Genomic DNA, 8,350 nt, shown 5'->3' on the forward strand with positions numbered 1-8,350 from the left:
CTGGCATTTTTGTCGGGTATTAAATCAATCAATTTCCCAACAATCGGGCTTATCATCGGCTGCAAAAAATTCCACATTGTTTGACCTCCTTACCAGATAATGCAGAAAAATACGCCGGCTATAAATACAGCAATATATCTACCAGTTTGCGGGCAATTCTTGAAGAAATTAATGTATTCATCCTTTTGTTTTTTCCAAAAAGACCTCATTTCCTGCGCATACATCTCTTTAAGCTGACGATGCTTCTCTACCCGTTCTTCTTCCACACTTTCTCTATCTGTACTCACAATACCCCCGATAATTTAAGCCCAATTGCCAATGAAATACCTAATGCCCAAAACATCAAATCAAGCATGCTGCCTTTTCCTAATTCAAATAATTTTTTATCCCTATGCTGCAGTTTTTCTCTCAATACAGCACCAGACATAACAGATAATGCAGCCGCTATAACTGGCATGAATAAAGACAGCAACCAAGTTATTCCGAATCCTGCAACAAAATGCAATGATTGATCTCGTAGTTCTTTTTTAATTGCCATATTGATTAACCTCTGGTTTTGTCTATATGCGCATCTAAACGCCTATGCGCATCACCTGCTGACTTTTCGACTCCATCAATGCGCATATGCATACTCTTAATATCAGAGCGTATACCGCCCCAAATTGCAGCAGCCATAACAAGCTGACCTCCAATCCACATCAATAGATTCGTATCCATTTGTTTGCCTGTATTGGTTATAAATTTTTTATGAAAATTCTGAATGATCTATCAACCTGCCTGTTAAGACTTGTTTTAAATCTTGCTGTTACGGATGAAAATGTATTAACGGAACCGCCAGACAATATTATCGTTATAGACGAATTTGAATCAGTCACATAAAAACTATCTATGGTTAGCAATGGATCATCAGAAAAAACATCAATCGGAGTTTCTTGCTCATCAATGAATTCCCCGTCCTGAAGATAGTTTTCTATGCCTCTTCCATTTCTCAGGGAAGCAAGATCCACCATATAGTCGATGCCTCCTGAGTCTGGATCTTTAGGCTCTAACGTTATAAATGCCATAGGATTTCCTTATAACCCGAATATTCCCTGGGCATCAAAACTCAACTGTATATCTCCTGTATTTGGCGTAACTGGAAGACCTATTACACCTGTGTCTAGATATGCTACAACCGGCCATGTTGTGTTTGCTCCTGCGTTTCTGCGATAAAAAACCAGAGCTTCAGCACTCGCACCACCAACACTCGGAAAAGTTACATTGTCTCCATCAAATATCCTGCCAACTTGTGTTTTATTAAGTATTTCTTGATCGGTACCAACTATCCCTGATAGGTCACTATAGAACTGATGTGTGTCAGAATACGTATATGTGCCCGTATCAACCAAAGCAACATAAACGCCTGTAGCACCTTCTGCTGAATTAAGCTGAGTATTTGCTGTATGCTTCATTAGTTCTTGCTTCCAGAGTGGGTACACTGCATTTGCCATTTTATTCTCCTATTAATTTAAAATATTTTTCCTGCCAGGCACTTTGTAAATCCTTGAATCAGGTGTAATTATTACTACTTCTACAGTCATCACATGATCATAAAATTCATCATCATCAAGAAACAAATGTGTAGATAGAACCATATTTTGAATTAAAGTATGGTTGTAGAACTCATCAACATCTATAAATAGAGAAGCATCTAAATCTATCGTCGAACCAACAAGTGATAATGAATGATTAAAGAATTGATCGTTATCATTGAATAATGAAGATACAAGTTGTTGATCTTGAATCAATGAATGAGTTAAAAATAAATCACTGTCAAAATATAAAGATGCTATTAAATTTTGCTGTGAACCTTCAACTGATACAGTGTGGCTGAAGAATTCTTCATCATCTAAATATAAAGAGTGAACAAGACTTTGCTGCAATACTGGAATAGATACTGCATGCGCATAGAATTCATCACTATCTAAATATAATGAATGATTAAGAGTCTGAACTGATCCAGAAAGTGAAACTGTATGTACATAAAATTCATCGCTATCTAGATAAATCGAATGACTAATGCTCTGCAACGATCCAATAAGCGAAACATCATGAGAATAAAATTGATCAGGATCATTAAATAGTGAAGCTGTTAAGTTTATTGTACTTACAGAAGTAAATGGGCTGAAAAATCCAACCCCGAAGCCACTTGATCCTGGATATGTTAATTCCATTCTTTAAAGAACTGTAAAGACATCATTGTTTGCAGGTATAGCTTTCAAATCTGTAACTGTTAGCACAGGATTCGCACTAGCCGTACTCGCAGTTATTCTGAATGAACTTCCTCTAAGTGCTACCGTTGAAGTATCTTTGGTAAACGTTCCAGATTTGCCGGCAAACTGATCAACAACAGAGCCAACTGGATCACATGAAGATGTAACTATTGATGTGGTCGTTGAACCTGAACCAACAACACATAATGTATTGCCGTCAACAGCTTGAGCAAATCGATTGTTAGTATCAGCACTACCCGCAATCTCCTGCATATCAGACATAATATTTCCGCCTGCACTTAAAGCAGCAGGTAATCTACTCAAAATACTTATTAAAGCAAGAGCATTAACACCGGCAGGATCATAACCTAGAGCTAAAGCCACATCTTGCAGACTATTATCAGTTAACTGCATTTTTCCGCTTGTTAGCTCTATACTTAACTGATTAAAGTTGGCAGGCAATACGTCTGCTGCTATACCGGTATTAGTTATCCACCCATTTGCAATATCAGGTAAAGCAGCAAACCGCCCTGTATTATCAACAGCTAACGTGAATCCTTCCGTCAATTTAGGTCTGTATATATGAGCTCTCAAAGGTATACTCGGCATTGATGCATGACTGATATAAAAATCTATATTCTCGAAATCAGCACCCACAGATATAGTAGTATCTTCATCACACAACAACTCATACCATCCGGGCAATGTCGTTTTATTAATCTGCGTAACAGTAGGCGAAGTCATTTCAACGGGTGCGCCGTTTCCTCTGATTCTTAAAACGCCGAATGATGTTAAATCAGTTAATAATTCTCCTTCCGAATCTGCAGCAATAAAACGTAAAACCGTTGAAGTATCGCCACTAGCGATCTTTACGCCAGTATCTACGATACTAATATGTTTAAATGTGACGGTTATAGTCGGCGTGGGAGTCGGCGTCGGCGTTGGTGTAGGCGTGGGAGAACCTGAAGTCCCTACGTCATCACCAAGAACGCCCTCGCCTAATACTAGTTCTCCAAGCATATTAATTACCCATTAAGAAATATCGTTACTCGGTTAGCATCGCGTACCCAATTGCTAGATGATTCGTCTTCTGTGAAGTTTGCAAAATCTCCGGTTCTGAATAATGACCCAGTGGGCACACCTGAAGAATTAGCGCCTAGCCAAAACCCTCCTGGCCCTGTTACACCTTTTAATGAACATCCGGCAGCAGAAGCCATCAATGCTAGGTATAACTCACCGGAAGGAATGAATATTGGGCTTGCAGGTGTTGCTGTCTTATTTCCTGTCGTTGAAACATCTAATGCACCTGATGATGTAAATTCTCCGTAAGATGTACCGACTTCACCATTATTTAATTTTTCGTAAGCAGCTATCTTAACAGTCTGCGCTGCAGCAACTCCTACAATTATGCTTGCTGAGGAAACAAAACCAGAAATGCTACGAATATAAGGATACATATGCTTTGTATTGCCTATCCCAACATTAGCATTAGCTAAATCATAATCACCTAAGCTTGTTCTGCCGACTATTCCTGTCCCATCATCGTAACAATCACCACTTGATGCAGAAATAAAGCTGCCTGCTTCTGTTGCGACCTGAATAGTTCCACCGCCTGCAGTTAAGTCAACAGAAGTCGGGTTTGTTCTGTTAAGCACCCCAGACTTCAATGTTTCTTTAATCGCTACTCTTGCTGCTGTGGTTGCAGTTAAGAGTCTGTAAATACCTATTTCACGATCATCGCCAAGAGATACAATTGCCGAAAACTCCATGCCTAATGGAACATTGTCAGAAATAGCATGACGATCAGATCCCGATGCCGCGCCCAAAGTAATCGTCCCTGTGCTTCCTGTGGCTGCTTGCTGAATATAATTACCAAACATATTTTCTCCTATTGAACTGTTAACGTGTGTCTTGCGATTGTGTGTACACCATCTTCGTCAATCACTTGTATTTTCACTTTATAAGCTCCGACTTGAGTGTATGTGTGGGTAAGCTCATTATTAAAAGTACCATCTCCCCAGTCCACCGAAGTTAATGTTATTGTGTCCTGGCCTGGATCACTCACTGTGTAAGTTAATGTGTACAGCGTATCAACTGCGACCGTGTTTCCTGATGTAACAGCAGCCCTCGGATTTACATTTAGCGTTGTTAAATTAAATGATCCCGCACTTGTACCGCCGTCGATATCTGTAGCCGTTACGTTTACAGTCATTATTGCGTCACCATCCGGCATTACACGAGTTATATCGAATGATGTTGCGCCGGCAGATATCGTCCCGTTGTGCGTTTGCAGGCTGCCCCAGTCGACCGTGTACGAACCGCCATTACCATCTGAATCAGTTACAGAAACAGTTCTTGTGAACTCATCACCTTCATTAATGTATGCATCGCCGCCAGTATCGATAACTAATGTATCTCCACCGCCACCACCTGACGAGTTAACAGTTATAGTGAATGATCCTTGAGCCGTTTCACCGGTGTCATCCGTAATCGTTACAGTTACCGGAACACTTCCTGCAGTTGGCATTAATCTGCTGATATTGAATGATGATAATCCCGCGCCGACGTTTATATTTTCAGTCACTCCATTCCAATCAACAACTACCGTCCATCCGTCTGAATTAGTGTCTTCCCCGTCCGAAAAAGTAACCGTTCTTGAGAATGTATCGCCCTCGTTTACTGTCGCATTACCACCGGCATTAATTGCAAGAGTAGACGGCGTTCCAGTACCCGAACTGCCACCATCGACCAAGAACTGCGCGGTATGAATAAGGGTTGTAGTGTTTCCTTGAACGTCACTAACAGAAGCTTCAATAACCTGATTCATGTCGGTTATGTTCGATCCAATGGATATCGTTGTAATGCCGTGTAATTGAGCGGATGGCGCAATGTTTGTACAGGTACCGCCGTTTCTCAAGCAGACATTCAGCGTGCTAACGTCAATCCCCGTACCAAGATCAACCGTGCCAATTACCAATTCTGATATCGTATCAGTAGATGGCACTGTTGCAGTCATCACAAGCGTAGGATCATGCGTATCCAGCAATTCTTGTGATCCACCAGGCGCACCCATTTCTATCCATCTGGCCAAGGTGCCCAATTCATCATTAGTAATTGATGTTGGATGTGATGCACCGAAGTCGATATCATCAGAAAACTGTACGTCGGTTCTATTATCCGTGCGCTGGTTCGCTGCTTTCCAGTATAGTAAACTTCCCCTGCTATCAAATGCTTTCATGTACTTGGTCAACCAAGGTCTTGCGAAATATGTCGCAGAACCAAACCTATGCGGGGATCCGGAAAGATTAGATTGACTATTGTCTTTAACTAATCTATACCAAGTAGAGGTGGTTGTTTCATTGTCAGCGGGATAGTTATCTAATACTAAATCAGCCTCAAGCCTTGGATTTGACCCGGCCCCAGGCGAGCCACCGCCTTCATGACAAGACACGCATCTGGCTTGCAATATTGGCTTTATGTCCCGGTTAAAATCTGGCAAATATCCGTAACCCGTTTCTGTTCTAACAATCGGATCACCATTGCCATCCAGTCCATTCATCAATGGCACGGTACCCTCACCAAGAACAAATGGCACGTATCCAGACGTCGCAGCATGCGACTGAGCAAATGTTATACGTGTGTCTCTACTATGCACGTGACAGCCGCCGCATGTTTTTTCCTCACCCGGTTTCAGTGATTGCCAGGTTTGATCCATATTAAGTAGACGGCCATCACAATCTAAACCTGCCATCGTATAAGACATGTTCGCCGGCATTCTCACCATAAAACTTGTGTCTTCATTACCCGAAGCATCAATTATTGGGTTACCGTTGCCAAGCCTGTTTCTTACATTAAATTCCCCCAATATCCACTGCCGCTCACCAAATACATTACTTATTTGATTAACAACATTGACGCTGGTATTTGGCAATTGACCGACAATCCTGACACCGCATAAGTCAGCGTCTGTGTAATCGATGGTATCCGTACCCTGCATGTGAAACGAATGTAAATGCGCGAAGTCGAATGGGTCTGATCGGATACCTTCTTTCGGTTCTGTTTCTCTATCAGTAATGGACGCAGAACCAAGCATTGCAAATGGGCTACCAGTAGGTAAATCAGAGCTTTTCGGTGTAGCCAATGTTGCAGGTTGCGCTACGCCGTGTATATCAGTGTAAGGAACTACTGCGCGAGGATAAATTTCGTGCCATTCTTTTGTGTCAACAATTACAGTTAAGTCTTCGAAAGTGACTGAAGGTATTACAGTAGTCTTATAAATACCCAGGTTACAGCCGGGTATATCGCCGGATAATGAGTCGACAATCATGGCATTTGAAACTTCTGTAACCAGATTTCCCATTACACCTTCGCCATTACCGCTTGTGTGAGATGGTGGATTTGCTGTTAACCCATTAAATGCGTTGGCATTCGCCACTACAGAGCAAGCCCCTGAACCAACCACCAGACCAAGAACATTTGATGGTAAGGCAAAAGGGAAACCAATTTTAGGATGCCACGGCAACGGCGCGGCATAAGTCGGATGATCTAAGACCGTTGAAGGAAAGCCAGATACATCGATCGGCATATTATCTCGATTAGTTGCCCAATCAGCGAGATTAATAGATACATTCGGGAAGAAAGCATTATTAATGCTGGCAACAAGCGGGTTTTGGCCTTCTCTGCCGGCAGGCTCAGGAACCACGCCTGTTATAACGCCGAGCGCTTGATTATTCTGTCTGTAGTAATTACCACACCATAAACGACCGTCTGTCGTTTCAGCGCAGTTATGCAGTGCATTATGATCTTCACCATGATCTGCCGCACCCGTATCATTTGTATGCTGTCCAAGTATCGGGAATGGCAAAGTGCCGTCTGACCGCTGACCCCAAATCTTGAACATATTGCCAAGCGTTGTAGATCCGAAGAGCTGGCTGTTTCCTTTTCTCATAGCCATGCCCGCGCCTATCTGCCAAGTCGAATACGCCAGAGTTCCATTCTTTAACTGAATAGGGTGCTGCTCTTGACTTCGACCATGATGACTATCAAGCGTTATATTTGTACCGTCACGTTCAACTGAATGAATTGCATACCCAGTCCTTGACGTATTAGTCCTGAATACCATATTGGTAGTATGGCCAGTGCGATTAGAAGTAAACGCTACACGTCCGTTCGGCGTACCATTTGCTATGTAGGCCGGCCCAGAATCATAACGGCCTAAAACGGACGGAGTAAGGTCAAAGTTTGCACCACCAGCTACCGTATAAGTGCGAAGATGAGCGCCGGTAGTTGAAATCTGTGTATTTGGCAGAACTTCAGTTGGGTTTGTGTTATCGCTTACCGCATTATTATGTAGCGTTCTATTATTGAATTTATGCGTGAAGTTAAACAACGTACCTTCAAATAACGCATAAGTAATTTGCGTTCCGTCGAATGAAACAGCCCCATCCAGCGCGGCGCATGTTGACTGGCCCACCACACTACCGCTTGTAGAGCAATCATGTATAACAGTCTCAACACCTGCCGCATCACGATAAACAAGATCACATGGCGCTGAAAAATTAGTTAGAAAATTAGTAACATCTGGAATTACGTCATACACATCCAAATTTCTGAATTCTTTTGTTACATTAACTGTATTTGTGTCACCCAGGAGAACATCACGCGTAATCGTATGTGTAGCAGTAGTGGCCTTGCACTTTGAATAGACAATAGGTGTTTCAGCAAAAATAGGCGCTGAAATGAATAAAAAAAGTAATATGACTGCAAATCTAATCATGTAATTCCTAATATGTTATTGCGTTAACTTCTGCTTCTGTTGTTGCTGCATTTACTGATGTAATTTTCGTATTCAAATTTGCTTCTGCTGGCGTGTTCCTCGTTAACATTGCAAGCGCCAATCCTTCTAAATAGCTATGCGTAACCGTGTGACTCGTTTCCGTAACATCCCGCCAATGCTGTCCTGCTGGAACACTCCCAGGTGATAAAACTTTTGCCAATGTGTCCTGCGCTAATTCATCAGCAACCCAAGTCTTGCTGTCATAGTCTATATTTGCGTATATCTCTGCAGCATATGCCGCTTGCAGTTCCAATATCTTCTG

10 protein-coding genes are annotated in these 8,350 nt (G+C 42.1%); all 10 read right to left on the reverse strand.

What is annotated here, in order from left to right; genetic code table 11:
• Window positions 1–89: 89 nt before the first annotated feature.
• Entirely contained in the window at window positions 90–287 is a 198-nt protein-coding gene (locus Q0688_RS08715; protein WP_299074965.1) for a hypothetical protein, read from the reverse strand.
• Window positions 284–538 carry a hypothetical protein gene (locus Q0688_RS08720; RefSeq protein WP_299074966.1) on the reverse strand — a complete coding sequence of 85 codons (255 nt, stop codon included), beginning with the start codon at window positions 536–538 and terminating at the stop codon, window positions 284–286. Before Q0688_RS08720 ends, Q0688_RS08715 begins: the two co-directional genes overlap by 4 nt.
• A 5-nt stretch (window positions 539–543) precedes the next feature.
• Window positions 544–717 (reverse strand): hypothetical protein, encoded by a 174-nt coding sequence (locus Q0688_RS08725; RefSeq protein WP_299074967.1) that lies wholly within the window; start codon window positions 715–717, stop codon window positions 544–546.
• 17 nt (window positions 718–734) lie between these two features.
• The gene (locus Q0688_RS08730) at window positions 735–1,064 is read right to left on the reverse strand and encodes a hypothetical protein (RefSeq protein WP_299074968.1); all 330 of its coding nucleotides are present in this window, start codon (window positions 1,062–1,064) and stop codon (window positions 735–737) included.
• Window positions 1,065–1,073: 9 nt separating this feature from the next.
• Complete coding sequence (locus tag Q0688_RS08735; protein WP_299074969.1) at window positions 1,074–1,490, reverse strand: hypothetical protein; 417 nt, start codon at window positions 1,488–1,490, stop codon at window positions 1,074–1,076.
• Between the two features lie 12 nt (window positions 1,491–1,502).
• Entirely contained in the window at window positions 1,503–2,213 is a 711-nt protein-coding gene (locus tag Q0688_RS08740) for a hypothetical protein (RefSeq protein WP_299074970.1), read from the reverse strand.
• A gap of 3 nt (window positions 2,214–2,216) precedes the next feature.
• The gene (locus Q0688_RS08745; RefSeq protein WP_299074971.1) at window positions 2,217–3,272 is read right to left on the reverse strand and encodes a hypothetical protein; all 1,056 of its coding nucleotides are present in this window, start codon (window positions 3,270–3,272) and stop codon (window positions 2,217–2,219) included.
• Between the two features lie 5 nt (window positions 3,273–3,277).
• Window positions 3,278–4,132 carry a hypothetical protein gene (locus tag Q0688_RS08750; protein ID WP_299074972.1) on the reverse strand — a complete coding sequence of 285 codons (855 nt, stop codon included), beginning with the start codon at window positions 4,130–4,132 and terminating at the stop codon, window positions 3,278–3,280.
• Between the two features lie 8 nt (window positions 4,133–4,140).
• Window positions 4,141–8,028 carry a PKD domain-containing protein gene (locus Q0688_RS08755; RefSeq protein ID WP_299074973.1) on the reverse strand — a complete coding sequence of 1,296 codons (3,888 nt, stop codon included), beginning with the start codon at window positions 8,026–8,028 and terminating at the stop codon, window positions 4,141–4,143.
• Window positions 8,029–8,035: 7 nt separating this feature from the next.
• A partial coding sequence (locus Q0688_RS08760) for a hypothetical protein (protein ID WP_299074974.1) occupies window positions 8,036–8,350 on the reverse strand: 315 nt, incomplete at its 5' end.

Source organism: uncultured Paraglaciecola sp. (genome assembly GCF_937123705.1).
GTDB lineage: Bacteria > Pseudomonadota > Gammaproteobacteria > Enterobacterales > Alteromonadaceae > Paraglaciecola.